Origin of the sequence: Streptomyces sp. NPDC085524, assembly GCF_044541755.1 — a bacterium.
Lineage (GTDB): Bacteria > Actinomycetota > Actinomycetes > Streptomycetales > Streptomycetaceae > Streptomyces.
On sequence record NZ_JBITTH010000011.1, the window covers coordinates 133,018 to 147,009 of the forward strand.

20 protein-coding genes and 2 pseudogenes are annotated in these 13,992 nt (G+C 69.4%); 13 read left to right on the plus strand and 9 right to left on the minus strand.

Annotation, left to right across the window (positions count from 1 at the left end; translation table 11 throughout):
* The first annotated feature begins 304 nt into the window (after positions 1–304).
* Positions 305–472, plus strand: a complete 168-nt coding sequence (locus ACIGFK_RS18950) for a hypothetical protein (protein WP_376655784.1) — start codon at positions 305–307, stop codon at positions 470–472.
* Between the two features lie 125 nt (positions 473–597).
* Here ACIGFK_RS18950 and ACIGFK_RS18955 read toward each other — a convergent pair whose 3' ends face one another.
* Positions 598–1,002: a type II toxin-antitoxin system PemK/MazF family toxin gene (locus ACIGFK_RS18955; RefSeq protein WP_386465991.1), complete on the minus strand. Its 405-nt coding sequence runs from the start codon at positions 1,000–1,002 to the stop codon at positions 598–600.
* Between the two features lie 211 nt (positions 1,003–1,213).
* Between ACIGFK_RS18955 and ACIGFK_RS18960 the strand changes: the two genes are divergently transcribed.
* The 3 genes from ACIGFK_RS18960 to ACIGFK_RS18970 all read left to right on the plus strand — a co-directional run bounded on the left by ACIGFK_RS18960 (position 1,214) and on the right by ACIGFK_RS18970 (position 3,531).
* The gene (locus ACIGFK_RS18960; RefSeq protein ID WP_400052875.1) at positions 1,214–1,825 is read left to right on the plus strand and encodes a transposase; all 612 of its coding nucleotides are present in this window, start codon (positions 1,214–1,216) and stop codon (positions 1,823–1,825) included.
* Between the two features lie 655 nt (positions 1,826–2,480).
* A complete protein-coding gene (locus ACIGFK_RS18965; protein ID WP_400052724.1) occupies positions 2,481–2,873 on the plus strand; it encodes a calcium-binding protein in 393 nt (130 codons plus the stop codon).
* A gap of 154 nt (positions 2,874–3,027) precedes the next feature.
* On the plus strand, positions 3,028–3,531 hold the full coding sequence (locus tag ACIGFK_RS18970; RefSeq protein ID WP_400052726.1) for a MerR family DNA-binding protein: 504 nt from the start codon (positions 3,028–3,030) through the stop codon (positions 3,529–3,531).
* A gap of 359 nt (positions 3,532–3,890) precedes the next feature.
* Here the strand turns inward: ACIGFK_RS18970 and ACIGFK_RS18975 are convergent, their stop codons facing one another.
* Positions 3,891–4,313 (minus strand): hypothetical protein, encoded by a 423-nt coding sequence (locus ACIGFK_RS18975; protein WP_386465985.1) that lies wholly within the window; start codon positions 4,311–4,313, stop codon positions 3,891–3,893.
* A gap of 455 nt (positions 4,314–4,768) precedes the next feature.
* Between ACIGFK_RS18975 and ACIGFK_RS18980 the strand changes: the two genes are divergently transcribed.
* The gene (locus ACIGFK_RS18980; protein ID WP_400052729.1) at positions 4,769–4,921 is read left to right on the plus strand and encodes a hypothetical protein; all 153 of its coding nucleotides are present in this window, start codon (positions 4,769–4,771) and stop codon (positions 4,919–4,921) included.
* Between the two features lie 58 nt (positions 4,922–4,979).
* On the opposite strand, the gene ACIGFK_RS18985 is transcribed toward ACIGFK_RS18980, so the two are convergent.
* Both ACIGFK_RS18985 and ACIGFK_RS18990 read right to left on the minus strand, forming a co-directional pair.
* Positions 4,980–5,288: a hypothetical protein gene (locus ACIGFK_RS18985; RefSeq protein WP_400052731.1), complete on the minus strand. Its 309-nt coding sequence runs from the start codon at positions 5,286–5,288 to the stop codon at positions 4,980–4,982.
* A gap of 38 nt (positions 5,289–5,326) precedes the next feature.
* Positions 5,327–5,539 carry a hypothetical protein gene (locus tag ACIGFK_RS18990; protein WP_400052733.1) on the minus strand — a complete coding sequence of 71 codons (213 nt, stop codon included), beginning with the start codon at positions 5,537–5,539 and terminating at the stop codon, positions 5,327–5,329.
* Positions 5,540–5,730: 191 nt separating this feature from the next.
* Here ACIGFK_RS18990 and ACIGFK_RS18995 point away from each other — a divergent pair, with 191 nt between their 5' ends.
* The 5 genes from ACIGFK_RS18995 (at position 5,731) to ACIGFK_RS19015 (ending at position 9,087) form a co-directional block, all read left to right on the plus strand.
* Positions 5,731–6,096, plus strand: coding sequence for a hypothetical protein (locus ACIGFK_RS18995; protein WP_386465956.1), 366 nt, complete (start codon positions 5,731–5,733; stop codon positions 6,094–6,096).
* A 4-nt stretch (positions 6,097–6,100) separates the two neighbouring features.
* Positions 6,101–6,457 (plus strand): DUF6233 domain-containing protein, encoded by a 357-nt coding sequence (locus tag ACIGFK_RS19000; RefSeq protein ID WP_400052735.1) that lies wholly within the window; start codon positions 6,101–6,103, stop codon positions 6,455–6,457.
* A gap of 721 nt (positions 6,458–7,178) precedes the next feature.
* The gene (locus ACIGFK_RS19005) at positions 7,179–7,898 is read left to right on the plus strand and encodes a leucine-rich repeat domain-containing protein (RefSeq protein WP_400052737.1); all 720 of its coding nucleotides are present in this window, start codon (positions 7,179–7,181) and stop codon (positions 7,896–7,898) included.
* 216 nt (positions 7,899–8,114) lie between these two features.
* Positions 8,115–8,258, plus strand: coding sequence for a hypothetical protein (locus tag ACIGFK_RS19010; protein ID WP_386465947.1), 144 nt, complete (start codon positions 8,115–8,117; stop codon positions 8,256–8,258).
* A gap of 253 nt (positions 8,259–8,511) precedes the next feature.
* Positions 8,512–9,087, plus strand: a complete 576-nt coding sequence (locus tag ACIGFK_RS19015) for a DsbA family protein (RefSeq protein WP_400052739.1) — start codon at positions 8,512–8,514, stop codon at positions 9,085–9,087.
* Between the two features lie 76 nt (positions 9,088–9,163).
* Here the strand turns inward: ACIGFK_RS19015 and ACIGFK_RS19020 are convergent.
* Positions 9,164–9,331: pseudogene (locus ACIGFK_RS19020) on the minus strand (IS21 family transposase); the annotation flags it as partial.
* Positions 9,332–9,546: 215 nt separating this feature from the next.
* On the opposite strand from ACIGFK_RS19020, the pseudogene ACIGFK_RS19025 reads away from it, so the two are divergent.
* Positions 9,547–9,687: pseudogene (locus tag ACIGFK_RS19025) on the plus strand (transposase family protein); the annotation flags it as partial.
* A 325-nt stretch (positions 9,688–10,012) separates the two neighbouring features.
* Complete coding sequence (locus ACIGFK_RS19030; RefSeq protein ID WP_400052876.1) at positions 10,013–10,795, plus strand: transposase; 783 nt, start codon at positions 10,013–10,015, stop codon at positions 10,793–10,795.
* 139 nt (positions 10,796–10,934) lie between these two features.
* Here ACIGFK_RS19030 and ACIGFK_RS19035 read toward each other — a convergent pair whose 3' ends face one another.
* Positions 10,935–11,402, minus strand: coding sequence for a hypothetical protein (locus tag ACIGFK_RS19035; protein WP_400052741.1), 468 nt, complete (start codon positions 11,400–11,402; stop codon positions 10,935–10,937).
* A 318-nt stretch (positions 11,403–11,720) separates the two neighbouring features.
* Between ACIGFK_RS19035 and ACIGFK_RS19040 the strand changes: the two genes are divergently transcribed.
* A complete protein-coding gene (locus tag ACIGFK_RS19040; RefSeq protein ID WP_400052743.1) occupies positions 11,721–12,260 on the plus strand; it encodes a hypothetical protein in 540 nt (179 codons plus the stop codon).
* 76 nt (positions 12,261–12,336) lie between these two features.
* Here ACIGFK_RS19040 and ACIGFK_RS19045 read toward each other — a convergent pair whose 3' ends face one another.
* From ACIGFK_RS19045 to ACIGFK_RS19055, 3 genes are all read right to left on the minus strand, one after another.
* Positions 12,337–12,597 (minus strand): hypothetical protein, encoded by a 261-nt coding sequence (locus ACIGFK_RS19045; RefSeq protein WP_376655779.1) that lies wholly within the window; start codon positions 12,595–12,597, stop codon positions 12,337–12,339.
* On the minus strand, positions 12,594–12,890 hold the full coding sequence (locus ACIGFK_RS19050; protein ID WP_400052745.1) for a DUF6247 family protein: 297 nt from the start codon (positions 12,888–12,890) through the stop codon (positions 12,594–12,596). Before ACIGFK_RS19050 ends, ACIGFK_RS19045 begins: the two co-directional genes overlap by 4 nt.
* Positions 12,891–13,139: 249 nt before the next feature.
* Positions 13,140–13,664, minus strand: a complete 525-nt coding sequence (locus tag ACIGFK_RS19055) for a peptidylprolyl isomerase (RefSeq protein ID WP_400052747.1) — start codon at positions 13,662–13,664, stop codon at positions 13,140–13,142.
* Positions 13,665–13,992: the final 328 nt, after the last annotated feature.

Sequence of the window (13,992 nt, forward strand, 5' to 3'; positions counted from 1 at the left end):
TTGGAAGAATCGTTCTTGGAGTCGCGGTTGCAGGGGTCGGAGTCGCAGCACTGGCCGCATGCACTGCCGGCGCCGGCGCCGGCGTGAAGAGCACCACGCCCACGCCGTCGACCACTGATTCCTCGCCGCCGTCACCGGTGGCTTCCATGTCCCGCGCCGAGGAAGAGGCTGCAGCGATCGAGGGAGCGCGCTCCTCCGTGCTCGCGCAGGAAGTGAAGGCAACCCCTGGCTGGGCTGGATCGAGTACTTCGCGGCCGACCACGAGAAGGTCGTATCCGCCACCTGCAACGGCGCGCCGCTCCCCGTGCGACAGCTCCAGACCACCGGAGACGGCAAGCGGACCCTCTACGGCGTGGCGTTCACAGAGCGCCGCAAGGGCTCCATCACGGTCACCGTTCAGCGCGGCACCGAAACAACCACGGAACACCTCCCGGTGGACGGCCTGTACGCCGAAGGACCCGACTGCACATAGGTCCCCGGGACTCCGGCCGGGTTCTTGTACTCCAGCCGAAGATCGTGATCTCGTTGCTGGAGTGCGGTGGACAGGGAGCCGCCGTCGGTCGCCGACGAGATCGAGCTGGGCAGCAGAGGCGTCCGCTACTCGGGTCCTTCGAGACGGCGGGCATCTTTGATCTCGTGGAACCTGGCAGCCGTCGTCGGGGTCCACTCCCTCCCCTGTCCGGCGGCACGGAGGGCCTCTCCGACCTCGCTGAGCTTTACGGAGCACAACGCGCCCGCCCGCTCGATCAGGTCGTCCCGGGCCACGGTGGTCAGCCATGTGCACGGAGCAAAGCCTGGACGCGGGAACGCGAACCGCAGCACTCCTTCGAAGGGCAGTCCCTCCGGGGCGCCTACCGCCACTTCAACGCCCAGGCCGCTGATGTCGACGCCCGCCGGCGCAACGACCTGCATCGCCTGAAACCCGGATGGCTCCTCGTCCGAGAGCAGCACGACCGGGCGTCGCTCGTCGAATTCGACCCACCAGACTTCGCCGCGTTGCATGTGTCCTCCTGGCTGAGACTGCGGGCGAACGCTGGGTGCGCGGAGTGGGGCACGGCGGTGATGCGGCCCCGTCTTCGCACGTCGTGACCGATGGGCGGTGAAGACGGGTGCTGCCACCATTGATCATCGGCGTGTGAAGACTGAAGATCATGCGGTGGCCGCAGGTCACAGCGTAGACCCTGCTCGCCGGCAGGAGGCGTTCGAGGTCCTGATGTCCTGGACAGCGATCCGGTTCACGCTGGTCGAACCCCGGCGCCGGGTAAGGGACTTGGTGCTGGGGCTGCTGTCGGACCTGCCGCGCCAGAACTGCTGGAGCATCGCCGAGTGGGCCTGGCAGGCCAGCCCGGACGGCATGCAGCACCTGCTCGGCCGGGCCAAGTGGGATGCCGACCGGGTACGCGATGACGTGCGCGAGTACGTACTGGAACATCTGCACGACGACGATGCGGTGCTGGCCGCCGTGCACATGCGGCGATCGGCCGCGAGCTGTGCATCCCGCGCTCGTGGACGTGCGACCCGGACCGCTGCCGGGCGGCGGGACTCTGCGCGGACACCGTCTTCGCGACCAAGCCGGAGCCGGCCGCCCGCATCATCGGCCGGTTCCTTGAAGCCGGGCACCGCATGGGCTGGGTCGCGGGAGCCGAGGTCCACGGCGGCAACCCCAAGCTGCGATCCGCGCCGGGAGAGCCCCAGGGCGGCTTCAGCCGGTGCCACTCCGCGCGCGGCGCGGGTGCGGCTGATCGGTGGATCGAGGTCCGGGTGCGGTGTGTCTCCCAGCCGATGCCATCACGGGTGTGGCTCCATCGCCGGGTGTCCCGAGTGAGGGGCCAGGCGGATCAACCGACGCCCGCGGCGCACTCTGGGTGGGTGGTGCGGGCCGTTCGACGAGGAGTGGTGATCGTGGGACTCTCTCCGCTGCGCGCGGTGATCGAACGGCGGGGTGCAGGGAGGGGACGGCCACGGACTCTGGCGCGGCATGCCGGTCTGCTGCTCACCGCAGCGGTGCTCCCGGCCGCGGCGCTGGTGCTGCCCACAGCGGCGCCCGCCACGGCAGCACCGATCACCAACACCTTCACCGCGGGCGCCGACCAGCCGTTCACCGTCCCGGCCGGTGTCACCCAGCTGTCCGTCACGGCCACCGGCGCCGCAGGCGGCAACGGGTCCAATGGCGGCGTGGGAGGGGCGGGCGCCGACCGGACGGCGGTACGGGCGGTGGCGGCGGGACCCAGACAGCCGGCGGAGCTGCGGGAGTCGCCTGTCCCCTCGGCGGTACGTCCGGCACTGCGGGTCAGGGCGGCGCGGGCGGCCAGGGCGGCGGCGGGTTCGGCGCCGGCGGAGGAGGAGGCGGCTGGTTCGGGGGCGGTGGAGGAGGAGGCTGCTCCACTATCATCGCGGCCGGCACCGGCGGGCCCGGTGGCGGCGGTGGCGGGTCGAACTTCGTCCCATCGGGCGGTGCTTCCGGACCCGCCTCAGGGCCGGTGCAGCTGACCATCACCTACGAGCCGGCCCCCGCCAACTGCGCGACCGCCACACCCACCATCACCGGCACGAACGGCAACGACATCATCAACGGCACCCCGGGCAACGACGTGATCTTCGCGCTCGCCGGGAACGACACCGTCAACGGCGCCGGCGGCAACGACCTCATCTGCGGCGGCGCGGGCAACGACGCCCTCCGGGGCAACAACGGCGACGACCGCATCGAGGGCGGCACCGGCAACGACGTCATCAGCGGCGAGGACAACGACGACACCCTCATCGGTGACGACGGCAACGACACCCTCAACGGCGGCGCCGGAACCAACACCAACAACGGCGGCCCCGGTCACAACACCTGCACCAACCCCTACAGCGGCCCCGACTGCAACTGACCACTCCGGCAAAGAGCTTGATACGCCCGGAGTGGCGGGGTGATCGGCGCTGACCTTGAGAACCCGGCCTGCCCGGCTACGCCCCACCTGCCGGCCGAGACGGTCACCTACCGGTACGGCGCCCAGGACCGGCTCGCCATCGCCCGAGGAAGCGGTGCTCGGGCTGTGGCGCCCGAACTGGGGTACTGGGACGACCGGCAGGATCCGAAAGGGACGGCCGAGGCGCAGACCCCCGATCTCGGCGCGCGGGTTCATCCGGGACCGGCGTCGCGCCCGTCGCCGCGGCGGAGAGGTCCCAGAGCCGGGCGGCACCCTCGGGGTCGACGGCGTACGCGCGGACGCCGCCGTCGTCCATGGGCGCGTCGGGACCGGAGACGCGGGCGACGTCGACCGGCTGCTGGTCTGCGTCAGGCTCCGCGAGTCCGACATGCCGCTCGCCGACCTCAAGTACTTCGCCGAACTGGTGCGTCGGGGACCGGGCAACGAAGCGGAACGCCTGCGGCTGCTCGAAACCCACCAGCAGCGCGTCGACGCGCGGATCCGGGCACTGGAGGAGTGCCGATCCGTCATCGCAGGGAAGGTCGGCGTGTACGCCGACCACCTCGCCCGCGGCGAAGCCGGCGGTCTCTGGGACCCGACGGCCGAAATCGGGAGCTAGGCGTGCGCGCTCGACCCTGCCGTTGAGGTGCGGGGACGCCGGCTTGATGGAGCTGTGGGCGATGCCTTTGTCGAGCGCGTGCCAGTGGAAGGCGGAGTGACACTCCGCGCCATTGTCCGTCCGGATGACTTCGACGCGGGACGGCGGCCGCTCCACGACGTGGTCGACGAACTGGACAGCGGTCTTCTCGCTGGAGCGGCCGCGCAGCCCCTCGATGCCTTCCTCCTCGGCGTGTCTCAGGACCGCCAGACACCGCTGGGCCTGGCGGTCCTGCTGCTGTTGCTGCGAAGGGGGCACGGCAGATCTCCGTCACGGTCGGAGACCCGTGTGTAACCAACGTCCGGCAGTTCTATACCCAGTCAGTCCGAGGGGTCGGCGGCCGTGCGGTGAAGGACGTGCGTGTCGAGGACGATGGTGTTGCTGTTTCGGACGGCGCCGTGGAGGTCCGAGAGATTCCCGTCGAGGTGGATGGTCCTTCCCTCCGTGCGGTAGGTGCCCGTATTGACGCCGATCTTGAACACAGGGCAGTTGTCCAGGTTGCAGATCACGTTGTTGATCTGCGCGAAGCGGCCGTCCGCGGTGAGGGTCAGCTTCTGGATGTAGTGGGTGATTCCGGGGCGGTTCCTGTCGACGGACTCCGTCCACTGACCCGTCAGCCGGGCCCCGTGTGCGTCCGGGGCGGCCGCCCCCGTCACCTGGGCGGTGGCAGAGCCGCTGGTGGCCGTCACGGCGGCCAGGAGCAGCAGTGCGGTGCCCAGCACCAACTGGATCTTCGTCTTCATCTGCGGGCTCGTTCCTTGTCCGTCGGTACTGCGGTCCGTAGAGGGAAGCGGCCGGGGCGGCCTGCACGACCGGGGTGCGTGGCAGCACCCTTCCCCGGTGCATGCCGCTGGACAGCCTCCATGGTCAGCGCGGCGGGTGCCGGCGGCCCGACCGTATCCGTCCACGTGTCGCTCGCATTTCACCCCGACAGGCACGACGGCTCGTTTCGGTCGGACCGCGGGCGCAGTGAACACGCCTCGTCAACCGCCTGGGACAGCCGGAGCCGCCTCATCCCGCTCTCCGGTACGGAGCACACCGACGGACACCGATTGGCCGGAGAGGACCGGCAACAGTCCCGGGCGCCGCGCTCCTCGTGGTTCACACCGACGATCTTCACCGAGAGCGCGCGAAGCGGACACGCACAGGTGCCGCTCCGGGCCACCGCGGCGCGGAACTCCTGGGTCATCAGAGGAACATGGTCCGAATCGACCACGCCCAGCTGCGGCCGATCGCAGGGGACAGCGAGCAGGGCCAGGCCGTCAAGGTCGTCGCCCGCGCGCACCGAACCCTGATCGGGGAACGCACCCGCATCCTCCAGCGGATGCGTACCGCGCTGGAGGTTGTCTGATCGACGCGCGCGTTGGGCTCCCGTCAAGACCGCAAGAGAGCGCATCGGCGACGTCCCGTCAGGAGCGGTCGAACCAGCGGCGCTTGGCCCGCGGCGGGGGCGCGGCGTCATCCCCCGGGGCCGCCGACGGGTCGTCGTACTCGCGGGAGATCACCTGGAACTGGCCCGACTCGACGTCGCGGCGCACCGTGTCCAGGCCCTGGCGGTCCAGGTGGGCGATGGTGTCGGCGTGGGTGGTGGTGTTCAGAGCCGGCATCCCGACCGTCGGGTGCCTCGGGCCGAGCTTCACCTCCTCGTCGAGCAGGATCTGCATCGGGCGGTCGGCGGAGGCCGAGGGCAGGTCCTCGTCCACGGCGACGTGCAGCATCAGATGTTCCTCGCCGCTGGCCCGCCGCCGGACCTGCCTCACCCACACCGAGCGGACGGCGGGGAACTCGCGGACCCGCCGAACCAGTGCGTCGCGCAGGGCGACCGCCACATCACCGATCCGGTGTCGGTGACGGGAACGAACACCCCGCCCTCGAACAGTGCGGCGAGCACCGTGTCCGGCGCGGGCTCGTGCCCGTCCGCACGGCGGTCGAGAAGGTCGGCGAGACGCACGTTCGAATAACCGACCACGCGTGCAGCGTAGTGCCAAGACGGCGGCCGCCACCCCCGCCCCATCGGCATCCGAGGAGCATTCCGCGCGGCCCTCCCGGGCCACGAGAGGCATCACGCACCCGCCCTGCGGGCGGATCGGAACGGCTCGCCCGGGGATCAAACGGAGTGGCGTGTTCCGATCTGAAATCGAACAGGTTTACGATTGAGAGGTGACCTCATCCGACGCGAGTCCCTTCCCCCACGACCTCCTCAAGCTCCAGGAGGAGCTGCACCGTGCCCAGGCCGGGCACCGCGCCTACCTGGCCGGGCTGCCGTGGAGCGTGGAGCCGATGGAGGGGTGGGTGCGAGGGGAGCGCTTCTCCCACCGCGGGGACGTCCCTGACAGCCCCGGCTGGTCAGAGGAGGAGAAGGAGACCGTCGACCGGATGTGGGCCGAGATCCGGGAGCTGGCGATCGCGGTCGTCGACCACCCCCACTGGGCGACCGAAGCACGGGATGAGGTCGTGTCCGCGCGGATGGAGCTGAAGCGGCAGGCCCGCCTAGCGGAGGATCCCGCCGCGCCCGGGGCGGCGTAGGCACATGTCAGGCACCGACCCCCTCCTGCCGCTGCCGCCCGCGCTGGAGCAGCTGCTGGTCATACGCCGCTGGCTGGAGCTGACCCTGGCCCGCGTCGACGAGAGGATCACCGCCGTCCGCGCGGCAGACGCCGAGAGGGCCCGGCGTCGGCCTGCGCCGGAGCCGCCCCAGTGGTGGATCGAGTACGGCATCGGCGTACGCCACACCCCGGAGCGGGTCCACACTGGCGACTGCCCGATGAGCAGCCGCGGCCGCCCGGCGACCGCGCAGAGCGTCCGGGAGATCCTGTTGACGGCCCCCGACGTGGTGGCGTGCCCGCTGTGTCGGCCCGACAGCGAACTGGGCCTGCTCGACACATGACACAGTACGTGCAGCAGGGGGCCGGAAATCGGAGACCGGAATCCCGCGGGCAAGAGACCCTTGCCGGTTCAAGGGCGCGAGCCACGTGCCGTAGAGGGCAGCGACGGCACTGACCACACCCGAACCCGGCCTCGCCGACCGTGAGGAAGGTGCCCGCGCAACCGCGACCAGGACCACGCCGTCGGGGATGAGGTGCGTCCTGGCCTCCCCAGGCCCGGACCGGGTTCCAGATGAGGCGGCCGCCAGGACGTCACAGCCACCCAACGCTCTCGGTGACAACTCCCGACACAGCTGACCGCTCGGTCTGTCAGGTGTCGTACTCGCCGTTCCATGGAGCCGAGAAGCCCAACCAATCCGGTAGAGCGCAGCCCAGTCGTGCTCGCCGTCCTCGGCATGGCGCTCCGTGATGAGGCCGAAGACCACACCCTCAGCGGTGAGCTGGAACGGCTGGATCGCAAGGTCGCATACTCATGCTCTGCGAGGCCGGCGAGGACGTCGGCCAGCCGGGCTTCCGCGCGGGCACCCACGGAACGCTCGGCATACGGACGCTTCATTTGCCTCACCTTCAACGGAGCCATCATCAAAACCGACACCGACCCCTACCGCCACGCCGGCACCCGAGCCCGAGCCGAGGCCGGCTGATCTCGTTCGACCTGTCCGCCCCCCTCGCGGTCCGGGCCGAGAATCGAAGCCGAAGACTGCCGACGAAGGGGACAAGGCCGTGAGGCATGCACTGAACCTGTGGCGTCAAGAGCTCGGAGAAGTACCCGATTCGGTCTGGAAGCAGACCGAGCTCCGCGTGCTGATCCTCGCGGACAACGGGCTCACGGTCCTCCCCCGGGACATCGGGCAACTCCTCCGGCTGACCACTCTGGACCTGGGCCACAACGCGCTGACGTCGCTGCCCGGGGAACTCGGCAAGCTGACCGAGCTCAGGGACTGCCTCTACCTGCACGACAACCAGCTGTCGCGGATTCCCGACTCCCTGGGAAACCTGACCCGCTTGCGCTACCTCAACGTCGGCGAGAACTCCCTCAGGGTCCTGCCAGAAGCCATCGGCGGGATGACCGGCCTCATCGAGCTCAGGGCACAACACAACCGTCTCACCGCCCTGCCCGACGCCATCGGTCAGCTCCGCAGCCTGCGCGAGTTGTGGCTCCGAGGAAACACGATCGACCACCTCCCGTCGTCGGCAGGCGAACTACTCGAACTGCGCCACCTGGACTTGCGCGAGAACGCCCTGACCGACGTCCCGGAGTCGCTGGCCGGCCTCCCGCGACTGCGTCAGATCGACCTGCGAAGCAACCGCCTCAGCCACCTGCCCGACTGGCTCGCCCGCATGCCATCGCTGGAGAAGCTGGATCTCCGATGGAACGAGGTCAACCCTTCCCTACCGCTCCTCGGCCAGCTGGAGCAGCAGGGGTGTGTCGTCTGGACTTGATCAACGTGCCGAACACCACCCCCGCGCACACCGAGCGCCCGCAGGTCGCCGAGCCGGTCACCCGAACCGACACGCGTCACCCGGGTCCGCACCAAGCCGTCACGGACCCGCCGGCGCGCTCCCCCGGCCCGTAGCCACGACGGCGACGCCCATCGTTCCCGTACAGCGCCGGGAGCTGTCGTCCGGATCGGGCGCCACGGGGGCATCACCCCGGCGATGTACCGCAACGGCCATCGGATCGGCGACCCATCAGGCCCGATGCGGCCCGAAGGCATCGCCGACATCGTCACCCGCGCCGCCGCCTGCGTCGGCCTGACCACCAGATCCGGACGGGTCATCCCCGACGGCGCTGCCTGCTGAACCGGACACTCCCCCGTCTCGGCCCCTTCGTTGGAGGGGCCGGTTCCACTCGCGTCGTAAGCGTGAGCTACTGTGCCCGCTGACCAGGAGGTATGCACGCGTGAGACGTGGTGGAAGAAGCTCGGCCGCGTTCCTTGCGGTGGCGCTGCTGGGTGTGTCGTTGTGGGGGTGCGGGTCCAGCCCAAGGGTGGAGCCGGCGCGGCCGCTCGTCGCGGCGGGACCGGCATACGAAGGGCGCACACATCCGGAACAGGTGGCATCGGACGGTACGACCATCGTGGTCGGGGATCCACAGGCCCCACTGACGGTGCGTGTGTACCTGGAACCCCGTTGTACGGTGTGCCGTACCTTCGCGGACAACGCCGGCCGCGAACTGGGGGTTCTGGTCGGCGAGCGCATGGTGAAGGTGGAGTACACGATGGCGTCGTTCCTCGACGCCTCCCGGGGTGGGACTGGTTCACAGAAGGCCGTCAACGCCCTGCGGGCGGCGGTGGACGCCGGAAGGTTCGCGGAGTATCTCGGTGTGCTCTACCAGTACCAGCCTGCCGAGGGCCAGGACGGCTTCACCGACCAGTCCCTCATTGACCAGGCGTACTTCGTTCCCGATCTGGTCACTCCTGAGTTCCAAGACGCTGTGAAGACGATGAAACACGCGGACTTCGTGGCCCGCTCGGAACAGGCATTCGAGGAATCCGGGGTTCCCGGCGTACCGGTCATGGAGATCAACGGCACCCGGCTGCCGAAGAACTTTGCAGACGTGCCCTTCAACCGCGGGAAGTTCCAGCTGCTGGTCCAGGAGATCGTCCAGGACCCCCGGCGGTGGCGGTAGGCCTGTCGACGAACAACGCCGACGGACCGCGAGCGCCTGGCGAAGTCGCGGACGTCGGGCGCGGTCCCGGGGTGGAGGCCCACAGATGCGGGTCGTCGGCCAGGCGCTGGCGGCAGTAGTCCACGAACGGCGCGAACGCGTCCGGGGCCCGGCGCCGGTGCTCAGGCACCCGCTCGCCGTTCAGGTAAGCGCGGATCGTCTTCCGGTCGCGGCCCAGCTGCCGGGCAATGGCACGCCGGGCGAGATCACACGATGGGTGGGGAGATCACCCGAGCAGGTTTGGCCAACACCGGGGCTCTGACCGGAGTTCCGTGACTTCCCAGGTCAGGGCTCGCGTGCGAGAACGTTCCGGCATGGCATATCTGGCTGGTGGGGGTCTGCTCGCTGGATGATGTGCTGTTCCCGGACGTCGATGTTCGCTTGGAGGCCGTGGAGTTCACGGCGGAGGTCCTGGTCGTGGTGGCGGCCGCCTGCGGTCCGCCACCCAGATGCCCGGGATGCCGTGCCCGGGCCCGGAGAGTCCACTCCTCTTATGAGCGAAGCCTGGCCGAGCGGCCTCTGAGCGGGAGGAAACTGCTGGTCAGGCTGCGGGTCCGGCGGTTCTTTTGCGACCGTGCCAGGTGTCGGCGTCGGACCTTCGTCGAGCAGGTCAGCGGGCTGAGCAAGCGGTATCGCCGCTCCAGCCTCGGGCTGAAGCTCTGGTTGCGCCAGGTCGCGGTCGAGCTCGGCGGCCGGGCCGGCGAACGGCTGTGCCGCCGCATGCACCTCGTCGCGGGCCGCACCCGGCCGCTGGAACTCCTGGACCCTCCAACGGCACCGGAACGGTCCCAGCGGGTCTTGGGCGTCGACGAGTTCGCCTTCCGCAAGGGCCGCACCTACGGAACCCACCTGGTCGACGTCGAGGCCGGCCGCGTCGTGGGACGTCCTGCCCGACCGCACTTCGGAGACCTTCGCCGCCTGGCTGCGCGAGCACCCCGGTGTCGAAATCATCTGCCGCGACCGGGCCACCGCCTACACCCGAGCAATCAAGGAAGCCGCACCCGCCGCGATGGAGGTCTCTGACCGCTGGCACCTGCTGCAAAACCTCGCCGCCGCAGTCGAGAAGACCTGCCACCAACACCGCGCCTGCTTGCGCAAACGAGCCGACGAAGAGACAGCCCGCATACCCGAGGCACCTCCGCTGATGCAGCTTCCGCTGCACGAGTTGCCGCGAACGCAGATCATCGAACGGACCCGCCATCGCCACGCCGACGTGCACAAACTCGTCGCAGCCGGCTGGACCATCAGCGCAATCGCCCGTCGGCTCCACCCCGACCGCAAGACCGTCCGGCGGTTCCGCGACACCGATCTCGACCAGCTCATGGCCTCTGCTTACGAACGCCGTCCGGTGGGAGTGCTGGAGCCGTTCAAGCCGCTTCACCGAGAGCCTCGGCCAGGTCAGCGGCAGCCAGCTGTTCCTGGAGATCCGCGAACGCGGCTACCAAGGCAGCCGCCAGGTCGTCCGCAAGCACCTCGCCGCCCTCCGCGCCGGCAACGCCGAACCCGTCCGAGCCGGCATCCCCAGCCCACACAAGATCACCGGATGGATCATGCGACCGCAGGACACCATCCCGCCCGACCTGGCTCAGAGGCGACCTTGACGCCGTCACCGCCGGACTCACCATGCACTGGAGCTCAGGCGTCGTCGAAGGCCACGTCAACCGCGTGAAAACACTCAAGCGAGCCATGTACGGCCGAGCCTCGTTCGAGCTCCTGCGGACCCGCATCCTCATCCAGCCATGAGCATCACCACCTCCAACCAGGTGATCGAGTTGCAGGGTGCGCATGGCTCGCGATGACCCCGACGGTCAGTGCGTGCTGGATGATTTCCCGGGCAGGAGGCCGGGCGGGACCGCCGGCAGGCTTGCAGTCGAGTCAATGGCCGCAGAGCCGAGAGTGCCTTCCGAGCACAGACCAAAGACAGTGATGTCCACCGGGAAGCTGCCCGTGTTCTTGCCCGCGACTGACCACTGCAGGGGCCGGCTGTCATAGGGGAAGCGGGGGCTGCTGCGGCTCAACACAAAGGTGCTGTCCGGGTTGCCAGTATTCGAGGAGACGAAACTGCCGCCCCCGGTGATCAGCTCCCCGGCTGGGCAGTCACGGGTGTTGGCGATGCCGGTCTGCCCGGGCGCCAGACGTACCCCGCCCGCGACTACGTGCGTTACGGCCTTCCGAGAGCTTGCCGAGTCAGACGCCACTGGACGTGCGGCCGCGACTCCTGCGCCGACGCCGAGAACCGCAACGACGACCAGACCAACCAGGCGGGTGTGTGTCATGACGACCTTCCGCAAAGACGATGGATGCCGTCCGTCATTTCCACCAGAACGTTATAGATGCACCGCATCACGCAAACGTCGTAAGAAGAATCGATCTACTTGACTCTGACTGAGTGAAGGCCGCGGGCACCACTTGACCAGCCGGCAGCCTTCGGCAGCTCGCCCCTGCCTCGTCCGTCACACGTGCGGACATCTGCTGTCGATGGTGGATCCACCTGCCCAAGCAGGACGCGCTGACCACCAGCTTCACGGAACTCCGGTCAGAGCCAAAATTCAACGAGCCCTATCAGAAGAACTGCACCGCGCTTTGGGGATGACATGAAGAGGAAAACGTGGGTCCTGGCGCTGGCCGCGCTCGTGCTGGCCGGCGCAGGCATCGGCGCGGCCGGGGTCGTGCTGGAGCCCGGCCATGCCCCCACCAGCTCCGCGGACGTCGGTTATAGCGCCAACGACGACCGGGAACTCGCCGGGCACTGCGACGAACTGCTATGGGTGCGCATCACGGGGCGCGAGGAGCATGAGCGGCTGTTCGGCGGCGGCCCGGTACGCGTCGGATACACGGGGCAGGTGCAACGGGTCTTCAAGGGCCGGCCGCCGCAGACCGTCGTCGTGAATGTCGTCTACAGCGCTGAGGACACGTCCCGCATGACGACCGGCCAGCTGTACGTGATCGCGATCAGCCGCGGCCACGAGCCGGAGGAGCGGTGGATGAGCGCGGGCAGCCTGTCCGTCGAAACACCGTCGCTGGACGCCCCGGACACCCAGCAGGGCGAGCACAACCGCGACGTCAGACAACCCGCCCCGGCAACGCAGGCCGAACGGTGGACGCGCGCCGTCACTCATCAGCTCAACACGTAACGATCGCCCCCGTGGCACGCCTCCGGTGTAAAGGGTTCTCCTGGGGAGTCCCGGGTTGCCAGGCCTGTCGAGGGCGCTACCCGAGCCAGACGATGTCCAGGATGGACAGGTGTCGGGTGAGCCGGTTGACGACGTAGACGACGGCGAGCTGACCGACGGACGCGGCGCGGATGTCGTCACCTTCCGGGTCGCCGGTGTTCCACTGGGGCCAGCCCCACGGGGAGCGCACCGCGATGTCCAGGACGTCGCGGACCATCTCCTTCGCCTGCTCTGGGAGCTCGGTGAGCACCTTCACGGCCTGTGGGGACAGGCGCACCGCCCACGGCTGGTCCGTCACTGGCGTCCGCCGAGGATGTCGTTCAGGTCTACGAAGTCGGGCTCGTCGCGGCCGGAGTCCACGTATGCGCCGACGGCTGCGGTCGCGGTGACGTGCAACTGCCAGCCGCGGATGATGTCGTGGAGCGGGGGGAGGCTGTAGGTATGGCGGGAGTCTTCCCGAGCCTTGGCCCAGTCCCGTTCGAAGGCCGGCACCCATGCGCCGACCCGACGGTCGTCCCATGGCTGGGCCAGGAGTTGGGCGGTGGCGGCCGGGGCGGGCGGGGCGGGGTATTCCTCGGGTTGCGCGCTCACGGGCTCTTCCATGCAGGTCGTACGCCTACGGTAGCCGTCGCCGGAGGGCCGGGGCGGAGTGGCGCGCGATGAAGTCGGGCTGTCTGATCTGGAAGGGATTGAAGGACAGCAGCGGCTGACCGCTGCACTACGACGGGGGACCGCCACGCAGCAGGCGGGCCCCCTCGTATCCGTCCCCTGAGGCGGCCCCAGGCGTCAGGCGTCAGGCGTCAGGCACGCCCATCGAGGACGCGGCCACGTCACGCTGCGTCAATGCTCGCAAGACAGCCGGACGCGGAGCAGCTCGGTCCGCAGCACCGGTGTGCCGTCGACCGGTGCCGGGTTCTCCGTGGTCGGCTCGATGCCTCCGGCGGCGGTTTTGTCGAGTGTCGCCAGGCCCTCGGGGCCGACCGTGCCGAACACCGTGTAGTTCGGTCGCAGTGCGGAGTCGCCGTAGACGACGAAGAACTGTGAACCGTTCGTGTCCGGACCGGCGTTGGCCATCGCCAGCAGCCCGCGTCCATAGAGGCGGCGCGTACCGGTCGGATCGGTCGGTGCGGGCGGCAGGTCCACCGGCAGCTCGTCCTTGTACTTGTACCCGGGCCCGCCCTCACCGGTACCGGTCGGGTCGCCGCACTGCAGGACCTTGAGGGTCGGATATGCCGTCAGACGGTGGCACACCGTGCGGTCGTAGAACCCATGCCGTGCCAGGTGCAGGAAACTCTGGACCGTGCACGGCGCCTTCGCCCGGTCCAAGTGCAGCGGGAGCGGGCCCTGGCTGGTCGGAACAGCCATGTCAACCGTGCCACGGCTGGGGGTGCGCCGCGGGTCAGGCGGCAGCGGAACGGAGCGCGCCGGCGGCTCGTCCGGGGTCTGTGTGTACTGGCAAGGGCCGTGCGTGGTGCGCGGCGGAGTGCCGTCGGAGGCGGTGGCGACACTCCCCCCGGACACGACTAACGCCACGGCCGCGAATGCGCTGATCAGTGCTCGTTTCATCTCGCACGCCCTCCCGATGATCGCCAGGTCCTGGAGCGGTCGCAGTCTAGGGCGTGGGTTTGGTCCGTGGGAATGGTCAACGGCAGGAGGCCGGCCCGGCCGACCCCGAGGTCCTGCCCGCCAGCTG

Bases quoted from the DNA above. Each gene is read 5' to 3' on its own strand.
- ACIGFK_RS18955 (WP_386465991.1), bottom strand. From the start codon at position 1,002: ATGCAACGCGGCGAAGTCTGGTGGGTCGAATTCGACGAGCGACGCCCG.
- ACIGFK_RS18960 (WP_400052875.1), top strand. From the start codon at position 1,214: ATGTCCTGGACAGCGATCCGGTTCACGCTGGTCGAACCCCGGCGCCGG.
- ACIGFK_RS18975 (WP_386465985.1), bottom strand. From the start codon at position 4,313: ATGAAGACGAAGATCCAGTTGGTGCTGGGCACCGCACTGCTGCTCCTG.
- ACIGFK_RS18980 (WP_400052729.1), top strand. From the start codon at position 4,769: ATGGTCCGAATCGACCACGCCCAGCTGCGGCCGATCGCAGGGGACAGC.
- ACIGFK_RS18985 (WP_400052731.1), bottom strand. From the start codon at position 5,288: ATGCTGCACGTCGCCGTGGACGAGGACCTGCCCTCGGCCTCCGCCGAC.
- ACIGFK_RS19000 (WP_400052735.1), top strand. From the start codon at position 6,101: ATGTCAGGCACCGACCCCCTCCTGCCGCTGCCGCCCGCGCTGGAGCAG.
- ACIGFK_RS19010 (WP_386465947.1), top strand. From the start codon at position 8,115: ATGTACCGCAACGGCCATCGGATCGGCGACCCATCAGGCCCGATGCGG.
- ACIGFK_RS19035 (WP_400052741.1), bottom strand. From the start codon at position 11,402: ATGACACACACCCGCCTGGTTGGTCTGGTCGTCGTTGCGGTTCTCGGC.
- ACIGFK_RS19040 (WP_400052743.1), top strand. From the start codon at position 11,721: ATGAAGAGGAAAACGTGGGTCCTGGCGCTGGCCGCGCTCGTGCTGGCC.
- ACIGFK_RS19055 (WP_400052747.1), bottom strand. From the start codon at position 13,664: ATGGCTGTTCCGACCAGCCAGGGCCCGCTCCCGCTGCACTTGGACCGG.